The 18,763-nt window shown below is 42.0% G+C and carries 17 protein-coding genes and 1 pseudogene; 11 read left to right on the top strand and 7 right to left on the bottom strand.

Annotated features, from left to right (window positions below; translation table 11 throughout):
* Nucleotides 1-14: 14 nt before the first annotated feature.
* The 3 genes from BN1546_RS03735 to BN1546_RS03725 form a co-directional block, all read right to left on the bottom strand.
* The gene (locus tag BN1546_RS03735; protein WP_090736025.1) at nt 15-1,640 is read right to left on the bottom strand and encodes an S-layer homology domain-containing protein; all 1,626 of its coding nucleotides are present in this window, start codon (nt 1,638-1,640) and stop codon (nt 15-17) included.
* Nucleotides 1,641-1,795: 155 nt separating this feature from the next.
* Complete coding sequence (locus BN1546_RS03730) at nt 1,796-2,647, bottom strand: DegV family protein (RefSeq protein ID WP_090736023.1); 852 nt, start codon at nt 2,645-2,647, stop codon at nt 1,796-1,798.
* A 33-nt stretch (nt 2,648-2,680) separates the two neighbouring features.
* The gene (locus tag BN1546_RS03725; RefSeq protein ID WP_025676418.1) at nt 2,681-3,154 is read right to left on the bottom strand and encodes a hypothetical protein; all 474 of its coding nucleotides are present in this window, start codon (nt 3,152-3,154) and stop codon (nt 2,681-2,683) included.
* 218 nt (nt 3,155-3,372) lie between these two features.
* On the opposite strand from BN1546_RS03725, the gene BN1546_RS03720 reads away from it, so the two are divergent.
* Nucleotides 3,373-3,756 (top strand): DUF423 domain-containing protein, encoded by a 384-nt coding sequence (locus BN1546_RS03720; RefSeq protein WP_040101759.1) that lies wholly within the window; start codon nt 3,373-3,375, stop codon nt 3,754-3,756.
* A 105-nt stretch (nt 3,757-3,861) separates the two neighbouring features.
* Here the strand turns inward: BN1546_RS03720 and BN1546_RS03715 are convergent, their stop codons facing one another.
* From BN1546_RS03715 to infC, 3 genes are all read right to left on the bottom strand, one after another.
* The gene (locus tag BN1546_RS03715; protein ID WP_058829284.1) at nt 3,862-4,410 is read right to left on the bottom strand and encodes a hypothetical protein; all 549 of its coding nucleotides are present in this window, start codon (nt 4,408-4,410) and stop codon (nt 3,862-3,864) included.
* 439 nt (nt 4,411-4,849) lie between these two features.
* Nucleotides 4,850-5,620 carry an ANT(4')-I family aminoglycoside nucleotidyltransferase gene (locus BN1546_RS03710; RefSeq protein ID WP_058829285.1) on the bottom strand — a complete coding sequence of 257 codons (771 nt, stop codon included), beginning with the start codon at nt 5,618-5,620 and terminating at the stop codon, nt 4,850-4,852.
* Nucleotides 5,621-5,776: 156 nt separating this feature from the next.
* Nucleotides 5,777-6,292, bottom strand: a complete 516-nt coding sequence (gene infC, locus BN1546_RS03705) for a translation initiation factor IF-3 (RefSeq protein ID WP_025676424.1) — start codon at nt 6,290-6,292, stop codon at nt 5,777-5,779.
* A 172-nt stretch (nt 6,293-6,464) separates the two neighbouring features.
* Between infC and BN1546_RS03700 the strand changes: the two genes are divergently transcribed.
* The 10 genes and pseudogenes from BN1546_RS03700 to BN1546_RS03655 all read left to right on the top strand — a co-directional run bounded on the left by BN1546_RS03700 (nt 6,465) and on the right by BN1546_RS03655 (nt 17,221).
* Nucleotides 6,465-7,460 carry an ABC transporter substrate-binding protein gene (locus BN1546_RS03700; protein WP_013370192.1) on the top strand — a complete coding sequence of 332 codons (996 nt, stop codon included), beginning with the start codon at nt 6,465-6,467 and terminating at the stop codon, nt 7,458-7,460.
* Nucleotides 7,457-9,505, top strand: a complete 2,049-nt coding sequence (locus BN1546_RS03695) for an iron ABC transporter permease (protein WP_058829288.1) — start codon at nt 7,457-7,459, stop codon at nt 9,503-9,505. The genes BN1546_RS03700 and BN1546_RS03695 overlap by 4 nt, the downstream gene beginning before the upstream one ends.
* Nucleotides 9,506-9,644: 139 nt before the next feature.
* Nucleotides 9,645-9,956, top strand: a complete 312-nt coding sequence (locus tag BN1546_RS03690; RefSeq protein ID WP_014599587.1) for an ArsR/SmtB family transcription factor — start codon at nt 9,645-9,647, stop codon at nt 9,954-9,956.
* 76 nt (nt 9,957-10,032) lie between these two features.
* Nucleotides 10,033-11,207: pseudogene (locus BN1546_RS03685) on the top strand (MFS transporter).
* 234 nt (nt 11,208-11,441) lie between these two features.
* Nucleotides 11,442-11,966, top strand: coding sequence for a hypothetical protein (locus BN1546_RS03680; protein WP_058829290.1), 525 nt, complete (start codon nt 11,442-11,444; stop codon nt 11,964-11,966).
* An 88-nt stretch (nt 11,967-12,054) separates the two neighbouring features.
* A complete protein-coding gene (locus BN1546_RS03675) occupies nt 12,055-12,729 on the top strand; it encodes a VOC family protein (protein WP_090736020.1) in 675 nt (224 codons plus the stop codon).
* Nucleotides 12,730-12,825: 96 nt separating this feature from the next.
* The gene (locus BN1546_RS03670; protein WP_025676429.1) at nt 12,826-13,281 is read left to right on the top strand and encodes a GNAT family N-acetyltransferase; all 456 of its coding nucleotides are present in this window, start codon (nt 12,826-12,828) and stop codon (nt 13,279-13,281) included.
* Nucleotides 13,282-13,504: 223 nt separating this feature from the next.
* On the top strand, nt 13,505-14,836 hold the full coding sequence (locus BN1546_RS03665; protein ID WP_090739123.1) for a helix-turn-helix domain-containing protein: 1,332 nt from the start codon (nt 13,505-13,507) through the stop codon (nt 14,834-14,836).
* A gap of 449 nt (nt 14,837-15,285) precedes the next feature.
* Nucleotides 15,286-16,656, top strand: a complete 1,371-nt coding sequence (locus BN1546_RS03660; RefSeq protein WP_090736018.1) for a helix-turn-helix domain-containing protein — start codon at nt 15,286-15,288, stop codon at nt 16,654-16,656.
* A 160-nt stretch (nt 16,657-16,816) separates the two neighbouring features.
* Nucleotides 16,817-17,221, top strand: coding sequence for a hypothetical protein (locus BN1546_RS03655; RefSeq protein ID WP_090736015.1), 405 nt, complete (start codon nt 16,817-16,819; stop codon nt 17,219-17,221).
* 92 nt (nt 17,222-17,313) lie between these two features.
* On the opposite strand, the gene BN1546_RS03650 is transcribed toward BN1546_RS03655, so the two are convergent.
* Nucleotides 17,314-17,601: a hypothetical protein gene (locus BN1546_RS03650; protein ID WP_090736012.1), complete on the bottom strand. Its 288-nt coding sequence runs from the start codon at nt 17,599-17,601 to the stop codon at nt 17,314-17,316.
* Between the last annotated feature and the right edge of the window lie 1,162 nt (nt 17,602-18,763).

The raw sequence follows: 18,763 nt of genomic DNA, 5'->3' as shown, positions 1-18,763 counted from the left end.
AAGGCTTTTGACTTTTACAAGCCACGCTGTATAAAGCGGTCCGCATTCTTCACACTGGACCACAGATCAGAGCTTGCGCCGCCTGAATACCAGTAGGCGAAGCCGGCAAATCCTTCATCCTGGCCCAAGCGGTACTTACGAGTAAAGGATCGCCCTTCTTCCAGCCATAGCTTATGAAGCTGAGTATCTTTGTATGATACGGTATACTGCTGAATATCCTCGTTCCAGATCGGTTTGGAAGAGATACGGGATACTAGCTGATTTTGCTGGTCTAATGAAATATCAGAGGAAGCGATTGACTGTCCGCTAGTGTTAAGTGTCCAATTCCGTGTAAATAAGGGCAATGCCAAAATCGCTTTCTCCGGATCGGTGGTTTGTACAAAGCGCCGCACGCTTTCACGCAGCCATGGCAGTGAGGACACCGAGCCGGGGATCGAGCTCCCTCCCCAATGCTCGTCATATCCCATCAGGATTAGATAGTCTGCCGCAGCGCCAAGCTTTTGATAATCAAAAGCGGCAGTCCAGTCCGTTCCGTAATCAGGAGATACACAAAGCGCCAGTACCGCATTTTGACTTTTCAACTTAGCCTTTAATTGTTGGACGAACAATGTAAGGTAGGCACGATCCTGACCATCTACATTTTCAAAATCAATGACAAGTCCATCCAAACCATGTACAGACACAGCATTGGCAAGTTGAGTTATGGTTGTAGCCCGTAGAACCTCACTGGACAGAATTTGGTGCGTTAGCGCCAGATTGGAGCGGTTGCCTACCATAGCCCAGATTTTTTTTTGATGCTGTTTGGACCAGGTAAGCAGCGAAGAATTGGTGTAATCGCTGATACTGCCTGTTTCGTTCAGAAAAAACCAGCGTGGTGACAGGGTGTTGATGTTGGATTGAAGCACCGTATTTTCAAACTGCTGAACGGTTTGGTCATATTGCCAGCCTAATCGAATGGAAGAAGCAGTGGAAGCAGCTTGGCGAGCATGCTGTGCTGAATACGTTAGCAGCCGCTCCAATAATACCGCTGTTTCTTCACGAGTGAGAGAAGATGCCGGGCGAAAATAGTTGTTTTCACCTTTCATAAAGCCGTAACGATTCACGGTGGTTACCCCTTCAAGAGCCCAATCTGCAATTTCGTCACGATCTGTGAAAGAGGATGTGGTGCCGCCTGATCCGCCCGAAGAGCGGATGAGACGTGCAATCATTAAGGCTGCTTCTTGTCGGGTTATAGGACTATTGGGTTGAAATGTAGCGGAAGATCCTCCCTGTACGATATCAAGCTGCGAAGCCGCCTCAATCCAACCGTAGTACCACGCCTGTTTGGGAACATCCCGATAGGAGGAAACAGCTGCTTGTACAGGTTCTAGACCGAGTGTACGGTCCAATGCGGTAACCCATTCAGCTCTGGTAACGGCCTTTTTAGGAGAAAAGTAACCAGGTTGTGTACCGTTCAAAACTCCTTTAGTGTGCAGGGAAATAATAGACTGATAGGCGTAGCTGTGTGCAATATCCCGAAAAGCTACGCCGGATGCTGCTGCCGGGGCAGCTAAATATGAAGTGAATGTTGTGAATATTGTAATGGCTGTAGTTGCCGATAGAGTAAACCTGGTTAGCCAACGCGATCGTTTGGAACTCATCCCCAATAACCTTCTTTTTATGATAGATTGTAAGTGTATATATTGTTACTCGACGAATAATACTATCAAAAAGAGGAAAGTTATTCATTGCTAAATTGCTGGAAAAATACCAAAAAACCCGCTACCAATGGGTAACAGGTTTGATATTGGATAAACTATGCTTTTTTGCTATACATAATACCGATCGTTTGTGGACCACAATGACTGGATATAACACAGCCTGCTGTTGTTAGCAGTACCTCTTGTGCGTTTGTTTCCTCTTTCAGACGTGCTTGCAGCATCAGCGCATCTTCCTCAGCCAAAGCGTGCACGACAATAATCATATCGTTATCCATCAAATCCCGATGGTTCAGGGCATTTTGCAGCATTTGTTCCAGTGCTTTTTCACGTTTGCCGCGAACCTTGTAGGCGGGCGTCATTTTTCCATCAATCACTTTGATTACCGGACGAATTTTGAGCAGACTGCCGATCAGGTTTTGCATGCCTGAGCATCTTCCGCCTTTATATAGGTATTCGAGTGTATCAATCACAAATTCCGTGTCGATTAGCGGTCTGGTTGCCGTCAACATGTCTACAATCTGCTCTATCGTACTACCGTTAGCTGCTGCGCGAGCAGCTTTCATCACAAGCAGGCCAAAGCCGCACGACAAATTTAGGGAATCAAAAACCGTAATGCGACCTTCTGGAAATTCGGAGGCAGCGAGCAGCGCATTCTGGTATGTCGATGATAGCTCGGAGGACAGACTGATATATAAAATGTCATCTCCTTGTTCTATGTAGGGCGTAAAGGCTTGAATAAAATCTGCCGGAGAAGGTGCGGCGGTACGAGGTAAGCGTCCCTCGCGGCTGACACGCTGAAATAATTGTTCCGGGTGAATGTTCACCCCATCTTGCAATGCTTCATCACCAAATACTGTATACAATGGTACAATGCTAATCTCGTACTGTTGACGCCAGTGGACAGGAACATCACTGGTACTGTCTGCAAAAATTTTAATTTTGTTCATACATTAAATCCTCTCTGTGAGAATGCAGAAAAATCATAAAGACTGCACAGAGGAAGGATAAATATCCGCTGTGCTATTCGGAATCGAAAGACCGATGGCAAGTAGTGCAATAAAACCTACAATAATGAGTGCATTAATGATTAATCCAGTAATAGCAAAGGTTTTTTTGCGGTTTTTTAACGCAATGCCGATGATCCCGACCACAAGTCCGCTACAATTGAGAAGCAGGCTGGCTAAAAAAATAAAGGGAATCAGCATCGTTCCGGTTTGCTGTAAAGCGACTTCCGGGTTCATTGTTTGGTATTGGCTGAAATGAGCCATCAGATTAATGACCATAATAGCCAAGATAATATATCCGATCAGACTGACGAGCGACATAATAAAAGAGGCAATTCCGGGACCGGAATGCTTGAGCTTGACCGGAGGCTGAAACACAGGAGCTTCTGAAAAAACAGGGTGCTCCTCAGACGCAGCAGGCTTTTGCAAATTAGGATCTTGGTAACTCATTTTTTCAACTCCTTGAACATAGTCCGAACAGGTACTAATTTTCCACAAAATAAACAAAAAAGCAAGCCACTTTACATATTACCCTCCAATAGACAGGGCTTAATCATCGAATTTCGTATGTGGTTTGTTTACACACACTGGCTGGTAAACTTCATGCTGTTCCGATAAAATAAGAAGAACATTCGGGTAAAAGGAACAGTGAAAAGGAGTAAAAAAACATGCAACGAAGATGGATAATGGTAGGATCTATAATGATGATGTTGGCGGTAGCCATTGGAGCCTTCGGAGCGCATATTGTAAAAGCACGGATCGACGCGGATGCATTGGCGATATATGAAACCGGTGTGAAATACCATATGATTCACGCTGTCGGTTTGCTGATCATTGCGTTGGCTGCCGGACAATGGGGCCCTTCGACCCGCTTAAGATGGGCCGCGCGGCTGTTGTTCACGGGTATCATTTTGTTTTCCGGCAGTCTGTATGTGCTAAGTTTAACCGGAATCCGTGTGCTGGGTGCGATCACCCCATTAGGGGGCGTATGTTTTATTGCAGGATGGATATTCCTGGCATGGGCTGCTGCTGGTCTAAAGAAAGAGGCTTAGAAAACTTATCGGTCCATACTAAAAAAGAGAATCGGCAGGAAAGACGCAATGCTTTTCCACCGATTCTCTTTTTTCATGCTTTGTTGTTTTAGTGAGATGTTACACTTATGATGTGATTTCGTCGATCTCATTCATTTTAAAGGAGTATACTTGCTTCTCATCGACATGATACACACTCAGCAGGTTATTATCATGGTCCAGGTTGAGTATGCGGCAAGGAATGCTGCGCTGTCCTCCATAGCGGTTCACAATTAACCGTACAAGCGTATTATCATGTATATAGCGTTTGATCCATTCGTACGTACTAAGGTCTTGTTGTATTGCAGGCTTTGGCTGTACGTGGGATTGTTTGATCTCTTGAACAACGGGTGTCTTGTTCGGAATTGCGGCTGATTTCTTTTTGGAGAATCTTTCCGCAAGCGTAGCGGCTGCATCAGATGGGCTATTAACAGCCGACTGTTTTTTTAGATATAATGCAGCTTCAATTAAATTGCCAAGTTCGATACCAGATTGAATCCGACTATCCGCAATTTGTTCGTTTTGGCTCAAGAGATTAAGCAGGAACTGAAGGGCCTCTACGTTCGAACGACCTTTAACTAATACATCAACATTAAATAAATAACTGGTTTCGTCTTGATTTGATTCCTTTTTCATACATCCTCCAGCCCAAGCCCTGGGTAATTAGTCTTTTGTAGTATCTATCAATATATCATTAAAATGTAATCTGTCATAGGGCCTAGGGCCCTGTTATTGGATATTAATAAAAATTAGCTCTATATAAAGACCTATGCGTTACATTTTCTCTGAAAACACAGGAAATATTCATTCTGGCATGTGTACATGAACAAGGGTTGTATATGAGAAGATTATTAGAGCCAAAGTATGCATATACCGAGAATAAGCGAGGTGAGGAATGAAATCAAGTAATTTAAATTTAAAATATTTTACAAAAAAATATAACGTAACATGTCTGTAAAAAGGATCTCATCCGCTCAGAAGAAATAATGAAAATCCCCCTTAACGAAAGGGAGATTTGGCATAGCGAAAATAGGGTTTTATAGTAAGCGAAATTAAAACGGACTTTAATTTCCGATTAAAATGGGATTCGTTGTGAGTTCATATGATAGTCATGTTCGACTGCCCAGCTCACAAGACCACTCCAGAAATTTTCACAGGCTGAAATGATCTTTGTGGATTCCGCTAAGTCACCGGACATGACCATCTTAACCAGATGATCAAATCCTTGTGGACGACTCGGCAGTTCCAGTGCTTCCGGTAGAACCATTGAGCCCGTTGAGAAAAGCTTCTGATTGTGTAACCCAACTAACATAGCCCCATATTGGGCAAACTGCATGATCAAGTACGGCAAGTAAGTACGAGGGCCATTTATACTGACATTTCTAAGCTTTCCAATAAACTCATACATTTCACCTACAAGCACTTCGTTGATGGCATGCCTGAAATCTTCCTTTGTTGGGGATTCGGCAGCTTCCTTTAATATAGAAAAAAAGTCTTCAGGATCATACAGACGAAGTGGGGAAAAGAAGGGTCCATGTGTTAACGGCCAGTCGCCCTCAACAGTAGAGGCGGTTTTCAGAAGAATGTCTGAACTACAGACGTTCACCTCAGCTTTCCAGGGACCCGCCGACCATTCATGGCTAAAATCTACAGGAGCGTTGGATTCACTTAATACACAAAACATTTCAATATCTGAGAAAGGGCCGTCCGTACCTTTGGCAACAGATCCATAGACCCCTATAGCCAAAATTTTGTCTCTATATACCTCATGCAACCTAGTAGCTATTTCGTGGCAAGTCTGAAATCTTTCAATTCGAGAAATGTGAATAGGTCCATTCATGTTCATTAGTGATTCTCCCTCCGATTTATTGGGGTGAGTTGAAACTAACACATGGATGGAGGAGAACGGGCTTAACGAGGGACATTTTTTCGATGCATTCCAATTCCTCCCAAGGGATTTTCATACGGACGAAGAGACTTGTCCAATCTAACGATTCGCCATTCAGCGAGGGTTTAATTTTACCTGTGAGCCCTTGCCGCCCGTCTGGATTCCAGTTTCCTTTACGCCGACTTCCTTCAGATCACCCAGTAGACGCTCCAGCACCGCTTTGGCGACAGGTGCTTCTTTTGCGCCTGACGCCTTAACGACCAACTGTACCGGCTTACCAGAACGAAGCTGTTTGTCCGCCTGACGCAGCTTCGTGTCGTAATCATGATCCTCAATGTGAGCGGTGAAGCGGAGCTCCTTGACCTTTTCTTTGCCGCTGTTTCCTGCGGCTCGTCCGTTGTTTGTTTTGCTTGCTGCGGCTTTTTTTTGCGCAAGTGCTTTTCCTTTGCCTTTTGCAACCAAACTGCACGGTGGTGGACTACTCATCAGTGAGGTGCAGACCAGATCCACTCCTTTGGATCGGGCCATAGCCAAGGCTTCTGACTTGGAAACAACGCCGAGGTTCTCCCCTGAGAGTCCAGTGAGCACCACCTCATCAGCTTTAATTTGCTCGTTGATTAATACTGCCACTTCAATGTAGCCTCCCTTAAAACAATGATAAAGTTATCATATACGGAACCTGTGTGCGATTCAATTGAACTTCGATATATCCTTATTGACAAAAATCACTAACCCCTATACTCTTTTACTGATAATGATTATCATTTTCCGATGCATATACATACAGGGGTGATTGAGAGAAATGAAAAAGATGTTGAATGGCCTATTGTTATTTGTAGTTTTCGCGATTGTATTGGCAGGTTGCGGTTCGGCTGGGGATAGCTCAAAGACGGAAGGTGCTGCAGGATCTGAGCAGACATCTACAGCGGCTGGTCCAGTTACGGTTAAGGACGACCATGGAGAAGTCAAGCTGGACAAGCCAGCGGAACGTGTCGTTGTACTCGAATGGACGTTTACCGAAGATCTGATTGCCCTTGGCGTACAGCCGGTCGGCAATGCGGACAATGAAAACTACAAGCTGTGGGTAACACCGGAGGCGAAGCTGGCTGATACCGTAACGGATATCGGCACACGGGGCGAACCCAATCTCGAAGCGATTGCGGCGCTCAAGCCAGATCTTATTATCTCTAACGCCGATAACAATGCAGCGATCTATGCACAGCTTAAGGGAATTGCACCAACGATAGAGTTCGATCCTTACAAGGGGAACGGCTATGATTACGATCGTATGGTTGAAATTTTCAAGCAAGTTGCTGTGGCTACCGGTAAAACGGAACAGGCTGATAAAGTCTTAAGCGAACTTGACCAGCACTATGTAGAGGCAAAGGCTACATTGGAAAAAGCGGGCAAAGCAGACTTTCACTATGCACTGACACAAGCCTTTACATCTCAAAATGCTGCCAGTCTGCGAATGTTTAAAGAAAATTCGGTTGTAGTGGGAACACTTGCGAAAATCGGTATGGTGAATGACTGGAAGTCGGACCAGACTGAGAAGTACGGATTTAGTACCGTTGGAATCGAAGCTCTTCCAGCTGTACAGGACAGTAATTTTATCTACATTACGCAAAAGACGGACGATATATTTGGCGCCGCGATGAAGAACAACACGGTATGGAACGGACTGAACTTTGTTAAAGAGAAACGGACCTACCCGCTAGACGGCACAACATGGACATTCGGTGGCCCAATCTCATCCAAAGTACTGGTTGATCAAGTAGTCGGAGCTCTGACGAAATGACCCGAACGGACACAACGGGTTTATCGAAGACTTGGCGTATAGGAAGCATCTTTGGGGGCGGTTTGCTCGTCCTCATCGTGCTTTTTTTTGTAAGCTTGTGTTATGGGGAGGCTTCGATCCCGCTGCATACAGTCATCGAGGCGTTGACCCAGCGTCAGGATACGCTTGAGCATAACATGGTGTGGGATCTTCGGATGCCGCGTACGGTTATTGGAATCCTGGCTGGCGGCGCGCTGGCTATTGCCGGTGCTTTGCTTCAGGCCATCACCAAAAATCCACTGGCGGCTTCTGATACCCTAGGGATAAACGCTGGTGCCTACTTTGTGGTCGTACTTGGTGCAGTGATGTTTCCTGGCTTGCTGCACCAGGCGCCATTTCTATTTGCCGCCGCTGGCGGGCTGTTGGCAGCGGTGCTAGCTTATTTTATGGGCGGAGGAAGAGCAGGAACACCGATTCGGTTGGCGCTTGCCGGCCTGATCGTATCCATGGTTCTTGGTTCATTTACCGGAGCGTTGCATATCTTTTATTCATTTGAAACACAGGGGCTGTTCCTCTGGGGTTCCGGTTCACTGGTGCAAAATGATTGGAGTGGGACGACTTACGCTTGGCCTTGGGTAGTAGGACTCTCGATTATTGCTGTTATGCTGTCAAGGCAATTTGATGTGCTGGATCTGGATGAGTCCACATCCACATCCCTTGGACAAAAGGTTAGCTTAACCCGGGCGGTGGGAATTGTGCTGGCGGTTCTGCTATCGACCATTACAGTCAGCGTCATTGGTCCCATCGGATTTGTAGGTTTGGTGGCTCCGCATTTGGTTCGCTTAAGCGGGCTGAAAATGCATCGTTGGGTACTGCCCGGTTCCTTCCTATGGGGGGCACTGCTGTTGATAGGCGCAGACGTGTTGGCGAAAATGGTTCACAAATCAAGTATGGATTTGCCAACCGGAGCGGTCATGGCCTTGATCGGGGCACCTTGGTTGATTTGGCTGATTTTGTGGAAGATGAAGCTGCCTTCCGGTATCGGTGGACAGTCTTCAATGAACATAGGTGTACGCTCTCGGAAATTACCGTTTGGCAGACTGGTTACAATATTTGCTTGCTGTGCCGTGATATTAACGGTATTCAGTCTAATGTTTGGAGGCATGCGCATTCCGGTGGGGGATCTGCTGTCTGGCCTGTTTGGCGGGGAGAACGCGAATTCGGCTTTGCTACAATTTAGAATACCACGCACATTGGTGGCGGCCGGGGCTGGTATCGCGCTTGCGGTCAGCGGCGTCTTGATCCAACTAGCGGTTCGTAATCCTTTGGCGGATGCCTCAATCATCGGGGTTTCTTCGGGGGCTGGTTTCGGCGCGCTTGCAGTGATTATCGTGTGGCCTGGGCTGCCTATCTATATGTTGCCCATCGCGGCAATTGCCGGAGCGACGGTGTCGGCAGCGGTAATCTTCTTTTTATCGTGGAACAAGCAACTCAATCCGTCTGTGGTCATCCTGCTTGGTATTGCCGTATCTGCCATCGGATCAGCCGGTATTCAGGTGTTGATCATCCAAGGTTCACTTTGGGGTAGCACAGGCTATATCTGGCTGACTGGTAGTACCTACGCTCGAAACTGGGGGCAGGTGGCGACCATTCTGGCCTTTCTGCTCGTGTTGTTGCCAGTAGCGTGGTGGCTGGCTCGCCGTTTCGATCTTTTGGTATTTGACGATAGCAGTGCCATGGGTCTGGGACTTCCGGTGCGCCGCACCCGGCTGTTGGCGATGGTAGTGGGTGTGCTGCTGGCAGGTGGAGCAGTAGCCTGTGTGGGTACAATTGGCTTCATCGGGCTAATTGCTCCGCATATTGTGCGTACGTTGATCGGGCACCATGTACGCCGTTCCATTGTTCTGTCGAGCATCTTGGGAGCGGTCATGCTGGTGCTGGCGGATACGATTGGACGGACCGTGCTTGCACCGACCGAAATTCCTTCTGGATTGCTGATTGCATTGATCGGTGCACCGTATTTTCTGTACTTGATGTACCGCTCGAATAAGAGTAAATCTGTGTAGTTGAGATGACACGAACAGGCTGTTTCCAAGCGGATTCTCCGTGAGGAAGCAGCCTTTATTATATTTTATTATGTAATCATCTGAGTAATCATCTGAATTAAATATTTACAAATCTAATAAAGTAGATATAATGTGATGTATGGAACCGTCATTGATTTATAAAGCTTTGTCCAACGAGACTCGTCGTCTAATTATGCAGTGGTTAAAAAAACCGGAAGATTATTTTGATGAACAGGCTTATTTAAAGCAGGGGCTTAATTTTCAAATTGGTGTATGCGTGGGAGATATTCAGGCCAAATCGGGACTGGCACAGTCTGTAATTTCAAGTTATTTATTAACGATGCAAAAATCCGGTTTGTTAGAGTCTGAGCGAGTAGGAAAGTGGACGTATTATCGTCGGAATGAAAAAACAATACAGGAATTTGCCGAGTACATCCAAAAAGAACTATAAACAGAAAGGAGTTTTTTTTCACATAACATATCTACAAATCTATATATATATAATTGATTGGAGGCTTATACTTAATATGAAAAAGGTTAACCCGTTACTTATTATCATTCTAGCTTTGGGCGTGTTCGGCATTATTACAACGGAAATGGGGATTATAGGTGTTCTTCCCCAAGTCACTCAAAAATTCAATGTATCAGCTTCCCAGGCTGGTTGGCTCGTCAGTATATTTTCTTTAGTTGTTGCTATCTCAGGTCCGTTTTTGACCTTACTCGTTTCTGGCATGAATCGTAAAGTTATTCTATTAATAGCTGTATTCAGTTTTGTTATTTCAAATATTGTCTATGCCTATACTACTCATTTTGAGGTCATGCTCATTTTTCGTGTTCTCCCTGCTATATTTCACCCTGTCTTTTTTTCAGTTGCCCTCGTGACCGCATCTCATCTTGTCCCCCTGAAAAGAGCAGTAAAGCCGTCACCAAGGTTTTCGCCGGGATTACAGTAGGATTTGCTTTTGGTGTGCCCTTGACTTCTTATCTTGCTGAGAAGATAGCGTTAGAAGCTGCTTTCTGGTTTGGAGCTGTCGTAAGCATGATTGCATTTGTAGGAATTCTCATATGGCTTCCTTCTCTACCTGTCCAGCAAAAGATGTCTTATGGCAAACAGCTTGGTATATTACGCAAGCCTCAATTATGGTTCAATATTGTGTCTGTTATTTTTATCTTTGCGGCTATGTTTTCAGTGTATAGCTACTTTGCTGAATATCTTGGAGAATTAACTCTTATGAACGGATCATGGATCAGCATGATGCTGATGGTCTTTGGAATCGTTATGATTTTTGGGAACTTTTTATTTGGAGGGTTATTACATAAAAATCTGATCAAGACCGTCATCATGTTCCCGTTGCTATATATGGTCGTTTACGTATTCACTTATGCTCTGGGTACATCTTTCCTACCGATGATTGTAGTTGTGCTCATTTGGGGAGCTGTGCATTCAGGAGGGCTTATTACTAGCCAAACATGGTTAACCACTGAAGCGAAAGAAGCTCCAGAGTTCGGTAACAGCCTGTTTGTCTCATTTTCTAATCTGGGTATTACGATAGGATCTGCTATAGGCGGATGGTTTATCTCTCATCTGGGAATACACCAGCTCATCTGGAGCGGAATGATATTTGCGCTGCTGGCATTCTTATCTATGATTATAAAAATAAAATTGTTCAATTCAAATGCAACGGAAGTGAACGTGCATTAAAATATGGAGAGACATTAGAAGATACTTTACAAGATGACCATAAAATGATGCATGGGGTGATGTTGATTGCATTTCGTATGGACTTCGATCTTAATGACCTTTGTAATCGTCAGTGGGATCTTGGCGTTGCTCATCTGGGGAGTGATATCCTTGATTAAGCGCTTTCGTTGATCGTAATGAAGGAGTAGACATCTCTAAGTGTTAGAATTTATATTATCTATGGGGAGGAATCTGATGGATATTCGAATGTATCACGATCTGGAAGCTCAATTGGAAGAAACGATTTGGGCTCTTGGAGAGGAAGCAGCTCTTACACTCCCGTTAGATAGCAGCTTGGCCGAGGAAAAGGCACAGAAGGCTTGGGACCTCATCCCCGAACCTAAGCATACATGGGGCATTACAAGTGTAACTTTGCATCAGTATGTTCAAATTCTCAATTATAACAGCCATATGCAGCGATCAGTAGAGCTTTTAAATGAGGAAATTTTAGATTTGGAAAGTGCGGGGTACCGGATTATACATGCAGGGCCTTACATTCAAATGGCGGAAACGCTTCTTCTGCAGAGCAAGCCTGTATTAGCTCATGAATATCTCAAGAAAGCATACTCGATTGGGAATGCAAGGGCATTTCGGGATCAACCCAAGCTTTATCTCGAAATGGCAAAAAGTAAAGTTCTGAATGAACAGGCTATATTACTTCGTTTTAAGGCGTTGGATGTAAATGCCAAACTTTTGAGCGAATTAAAAGATAGTCAATAACCAATATAATGATCCAATACAGCCCTAAATCGATATGCTAATTTGGATATGTACAGGTTATCTTTTATCTATGAGGGAGGACGATCGTATGAAATTAAAAGCAGTGCTCTTGGACACACGCAGCTTCGAAGCGATGAAAGCTTTTTACGGCTCTCTCCTGGATTTGCAGGTTGTAGAGGAGGGCCCTTCGCGGTTGTCGTTTCAAGTAGGGGAATCGGTGCTTGCTTTTCAGGAATCCTCCCACATGGAAAATGAATTTTATCATATTGCCTTTACGATCCCAACAAATAAATTCATAGAAGCAAAACAGTGGGCCATCGACCGGGGGATTACATTGATTACAAGATCCCAAGAAGACGAGTTTTTTTTCGAAAACTGGAATGCCACGGCGTTTTACTTCTATGATCCGGATCATAACCTCATTGAATTCATTGCTCACCATACACTCGATAATGCAGTTACTGAAGCTTTCGGTCCCCACTCCCTACTTCGTATAAGCGAGATTGGTCTTCCAGTTGATGATGTTCCAGAGGTATCCAAAATAATCACTGAAACGTTCCAACTTAATTCATGGGGAGGGGCTGGACAGAAATTCGCACCGCTAGGGGATGTGGAAGGTTCCTTTATTGTCACAGACAAGCAACGCCCCTGGTTTCCTGATGATAGGCTTCCGGCCGTGTTCGGCATCAGTGTCTTGTTTGAAGGTACATGTTCTGCCCGTCTTTCGCTTCACAAGGGGTTGTATGAATTGAGATCAACCTAAGTCAAGGCTTTATCTCATCGTCACCACTCCCGGATTTCTGGAATAAATCAAGAAGTGGGAAAATTCGGGGATAACAATACATACAGGAGAGAATAGATGAATATTAGATGGCTTAAACCAAATGAAAATTGTCCGTTAGAGCTCTTGCTACTAGCTGATCCTTCGCGCCAACTTGTTGAGGAATATTTGAAAAGAGGGCAGTGTTATGTAGCAGAAATTGAGCATCAAATTGTGGGAGTCTATGTTCTTTTACCTACAAGACCCGAAACAATTGAGGTGGTGAATATTGCAGTAGCGGAAGTCATGCATGGTAAAGGGATTGGGAGACAATTAGTAACTCATGCCATTGAAACAGCCCGGTCACAAGGCTATAAAACGTTAGAAATTGGTACAGGAAACTCTAGCATTGGACAGTTAGCTCTCTACCAAAAATGTGGTTTCAGAATTGTGGGTGTAGATCTAGATTTCTTTGTCAGACATAACTATCTAGAAGAAATTTATGAGAATGGCATACAGTGTAGAGATATGATTCGTATGTCTCAGGATTTATAGAGCTTAATTTTCTTTGCAAACCCTTCAAAGGTATCTTAAGTAAGGTTCTGAAAGGTATATGATATTGTGCCAAAAGATGGTACAATGAATTGCGGAAAGGCTATACAATCATTGGATTGCAATAGTCCTTTTTTAATGAGTTGATATCCTAATAAGTTCCTGATAAGGGGTGGTTACTTTGTACAACACAACAACCACGATACTCACAGAGATAGCAAAACATATGAGAGATCATGATTTAATCCTAAGTGATTTAGCTCGAGCAGCCGAAATGAATCCGGGCACCATGAGCAGTATTATTAATGGGAACCGCACACTTTCAGTGGATCAGTTAGATCGAATTACACAAGCGATGGGCTACCCCGTTGGTTACTACTATGAACGCTATGTGTCTGAGTATTTAGCAGAGGCTAATCCGAACTGGCGTCGGATGAGTCCTTTCATACATAATTGTGCGAGACTCAATAAATTGGACTGCATTCATGATGTGGTTAATTTATTGATGGATAAACTAGGCTATTCAGAATCTTTATTTGAGCTTGCCGAAGAACTTTTTAGAGAAGGGCTTTACGAAGCGGCAACTATTCTATATGAGAATGTGGCTCTAAGTGAGAAAAAGCAATATTCAGAACGTCTGGCTATGTGTCAGTACCGTTTGTTCCATACAAGGCAAGGAGATAATCAAGAGAAAAACTATGAAGCAGCCGTTCAATTTGAAATATACGTTGATCGACTAGATGAGATAGAACAGTTAGATGCCTTAAAAGATCTGGCGAATACATACCGTTCGTTACGAAAATGGGACAAAGTAGAATTATTCGCAAAAGCTTTGGGAGACAAGGCAAAAATTCAATATAACATGGAGCAACAACGGCATCCTTCCAAAAAAGAAAATGCAAAGAAACCAAGCTTTCCTCTGTTTGCTTATTGGGCTTTTTCTCATTTACTTCGCACACAAGTCTGTGGTGAAAGAAAAGACTATGAACGTGCGTTTCATCATATCAAAAAATATGCTGATTTAAGCTGGGTTTTGGATACAGATGAAGAAACATTGAAATGGAAAAATAAATATGAGGATTGGGCGGTAGTAAATACTTATGTAAATAAGCTTCTTTCAGGCGAAGAGAGCGTACTTCCCGAGTATGTAGCTTATATTTCTTCAAGGAAAGATGAGGTTCTTCCCGCACTTGATAATATCTTCGAGGCGGCTAATCGATACCAATTTGATGTAGATGATATTTTAGGGCAATTCAAGGAGGACATTTCATCTTATTTAGAACAACAAGAAATTGAAGGCTTTTATACTCAACGATTCATAACAGAGCGTTTTATACATTTTTCTAAGGAATTATCAGTCTACTTTTTGACTAAAGGAAGATTTTCTGATGGCTTTAAATTTTTATTAAGTTGTTTGGAAAAATCTACATTAATCAATAATAAATCATATATAATTAAATGTATGAGACTGTATGAGTCTTTTCAAGAGTATGCATCCCTTGAGACTAAGAAAGCGTACAGAAAATTGATTAATGAGGTGGATGTAGATGAAATGTAAAATAATTCTAGCCTTTTTAGCAACCAGCTTCATGTTAGTAACGATAGCGACTGCTTCCTTACAATTTCATGATCAAGAGTCTAGTTATCAACCAACATATCATGGCGAAATGTAATTATTTCTAACAGGAAAAAGATGCTTGATATTTAATGCAATTAAATGGGGCAGAATATTAAACCAAATGGATAATGGAACAGGTTAGATGGAATGATCCGTCTAGCCTTTTTATTGCGCGTTTTGCTGTACATAAGCAAAATGAGGAAATCCTCTTTTGAGGAATATATGTAAAAAGTGCAAAAATGTAATGTGTGCTGTTGTAAACAACGAAGGGTATATGACTTTGTTCCAAAAGACAATGATGGGATAAAGTAATTTTTACTAACTGTTTCTCATTACATAGTTTAATTATGTATTATATGTCGAGTTTATGTTGAAAGGGTGGTTTATCTATGGAGATCACACCTACGATTAGAGCAGAAGTACAAACCTATCTGATACGGAAAAGCTTAACCATGACCGAGTTTGGTCACATGATTGATTTGAATGTAGGTACAGTTAGTGGCATTGTGACGGGCAACCGGTCTATTTCTGTTCACCAGCTAGATCGCATCACTATGGGAATGGATTTACCACCGGATTATTTTTATGAACGTTATATTGAAGAATGTATTGAGGAAGAACCGCTCAACTGGCGAAGAATCAGCCCTTTTTTGTACCGCTGCGTGGAGTTAGGACGACTTGATTGCTTGCGAAGAGTTGTAGGTATGTTGCTAGATAATCCTGTTTATCTTCCTTCACTTTTTGAAGTAGCCGAGGATTCTTTTAAAAAGGGTAATACTGAAGCAGCAGCGTTCCTTTATGAAAATGTGGCAGAAGGGGAAAAGTATCAGTATTCAGAACGTTTGGCGGTTTGCCAGTATCGATTGTTTACGATTCGTATTGGAGACGATCAAGAGAAAAACTATGATGCAGCCATTCAATTTGAGCCTTACGTTGAACGGTTAGATGAGGTAGATCAACTTGATGCATTAAGGGCGTTGGTGAATACATATCGTTCTCTACGAAAATGGGCTAAATTGGATGCGTTTGCCAAAGTATTAGGAAATAAAGCAAAAATACAATACAAAATTGATCAACAGCATCATGAAAATAATAAATATACAAAGAAGCCGCTATACCCTCCATTTGTCTACTGGGCATTTTCGCATTTAATACGAGCTGAAGTTTGTGATGCTAATAAAGATTATGATGCAGCGCTCCAACATATCCAGAGATATGCCGATTTAAGCTGGGTAGAAGAGAAAGATGAAACGACCCTAAAATGGAAAAGCCAATTTAAAGAATGGGCAACTGCTAATATTTATGTAAATAGGCTTATGTCAGGCGACTTAGGTGTAATCCCTGATTATGTTGCTTATTTCTCTTCAAAGAAAGATGAAATACTCCCTGCAATAGATAATATAATTGAGGCGGCTAATCGATATAATATTAATGTAGATCACATCCTTGAAATGTTTAAAACAGAAATTCAATCTTTTTTGAATGAACAAAATCAGGTAGGCGTATATACTCAACAAATCAGTTCAGAACGTTTTATTCATTTATCAAGGGGATTGGCAATCTATCATTTGCGTAAAGGGAAGTTTTCAGATGGGTTCACATTTTTGTTCAGTTGTTTGGAAAAGTCTGCTGAATCTAATAATAGAATACAAGCAATCAGATGTATGAGATTGTTTACACATTTTAAAGAACATGCATCTGCTCACACGAAGGAAGTCTACGGAGATCTGATTAAAGCGGTTAACGAAGAGGAAGAGTAAGCTGATCCCACCATTCCAGTTTATGTTAGCAGCAGTGGAGGCACCTCCTATTGAGCATTGAGAGAATGGCTCGAATTACAGACCAACGGGTCACCACGTGGCAGTCTGAGAATAAAATGCTCTCAAGTTCAAAATCACAGCCATTAGAAGGAGTAAGAGGATGAAGACAGATAAAATAAATGATACCTACTATGCTGGATTTGAAGGAGAACCAGAAATAAGATTGATTTATACAAATTCAGATAAAAGCTATGTATTGAAGATATGGAATGGATACTTTGATACATTAATGGATTGTTTGGTTCAACTAGAATCTGCACAAAGTAATATACTAAGTGAATATTATGCCCACGAAGGCTGGTATGAGGAAAGTCCATGGGAAGTGGAAAATATTAGAGAGACCCTACAATTGTTTGATTCATTTGATATTAAATATTTCACCGAGGAAGAAGCGAAAAGTTTGACTAATATATTACCTGTATTTCCTGATCTTAAGAACGATATAATTATATTGTTACAGAAAGCCGTCAATGGAAACGGCAATGTGTTCATTGAGTATGATTAATATTTTATAAGCTTGCTCCTTTAATAATAAAATGGGAGCAGGCTTTTTTGCATAGTTAGTCAATTAAATAAAGGGTCGATAAAGAAAAGGAGCTATTGCGATGGGTTGGCTCCTTTTGTTTTGGGATTATTCTGGGAAATCCACTTATTTCCTTTTATACATAAAAAAACGATTGTATACACCACTCCAGCAATGAGGCTTAATATAAACGAGATTGATAAAGTTCTGAAAATAAAAGTAGAAGTGGGTACTGTATAAAATTCAAACATACCGTTGATTGAAGAACTCATTGTTGTTGGCCCTTTGATAAAGGAATAATAAATTCCTACACAAAAACCGTAAGACAAATACTTAATTAGATTTTTTTCAAATTTACTCATTTACTAGCCTCCAATAATGTTTATGGAAAAGGAGAATTTTGTACTATGAAGCCATTCAAAGTTATATAGGAAAAGCCTTTAAATATAGCGTCCTAGAATTATATAGTAAGGATGTTTATTGATATTATGTCAATTATATTGTTATTAATCAAGAAAAAGTAATAATGATATAATCAACATTAATCAATACTTGATCACTAGCCTATGGATAGAACAACTAAAACTAACTTAGGCATCATCTAACAGCGTTATACACTACTTTAGACATAATAAATCTGTTTATTTCAGTTCAAATGTCACATGGATTAAAAGGAAATAACAGGATAGCAGATGGATTTCCCTAAATCACCCCTTCTGATAAGATTATTTCCATCAAAATTAAAGTGGGCGTGGTAGAATGGGGAGAATTTTAGTTCCACCTGACAAATTGATGGAAGTGGCTGATCAGTTCTTATACAGAAAGCATGAAAAGTAGAAGGATTGTACAATGTAGCGCAGGAGCTAATCCGCATATCACCGCATATCCAAGGAATTTACACAGGTCGATGCAGAAGAAGTAGAACTGGCTATAGAAAATGCAGTACATAAGTCAGGAAAGAGCTTGACTGAAATATGGAATGGGTACTGGGATGCAGCAAGGGAGAGGGATCGAAAGAAGTACAATTCGTTAGGTGAACTTTTGGATTTTGGTTCTGCGGGTATTCTCCGAGCTATATATGAGGGGCATGCGGAACGGAGCAAGAAGCAGGGGAAGTCACTGGTTTTGGACAAAAAATATTAAAGAAAGATGGCCAATTTGCAGGTGTTTTAGATGTAGTTACAACTAATGAATTAATTGAGGTTAAGGCTTCAATCAAAGCAGTTAAAGAAGGACAACTGGAGAAAATGACAATTAAGACTGATAAGTTTTATTTTAATAGAACGAAAAAAATATACACCTGAGAAATTACTAGGAGATGCAATCGTAGCTGCCTTTCATGCAGATGCTGGATTATATTTTGACAATGATAAAAAATATAAGAACGAACAGTTTTTTTCAACAACTCTAAATATATCTTATAACCCACTGGGTGCTGAAAATAACCAGCAGTTTATATTCTATATTGATGGAATTTATAATTACGAAATTAATTATGAGCATGATGAGGATATTAGTGGATTA

It is taken from the genome of Paenibacillus sp. Mc5Re-14 (genome assembly GCF_001049835.1).
Taxonomy (GTDB): domain Bacteria; phylum Bacillota; class Bacilli; order Paenibacillales; family Paenibacillaceae; genus Paenibacillus; species Paenibacillus polymyxa_C.
The sequence above is the reverse complement of the archived record's forward strand: the minus strand, read 5'-3'. Positions and strand labels throughout refer to the sequence as shown.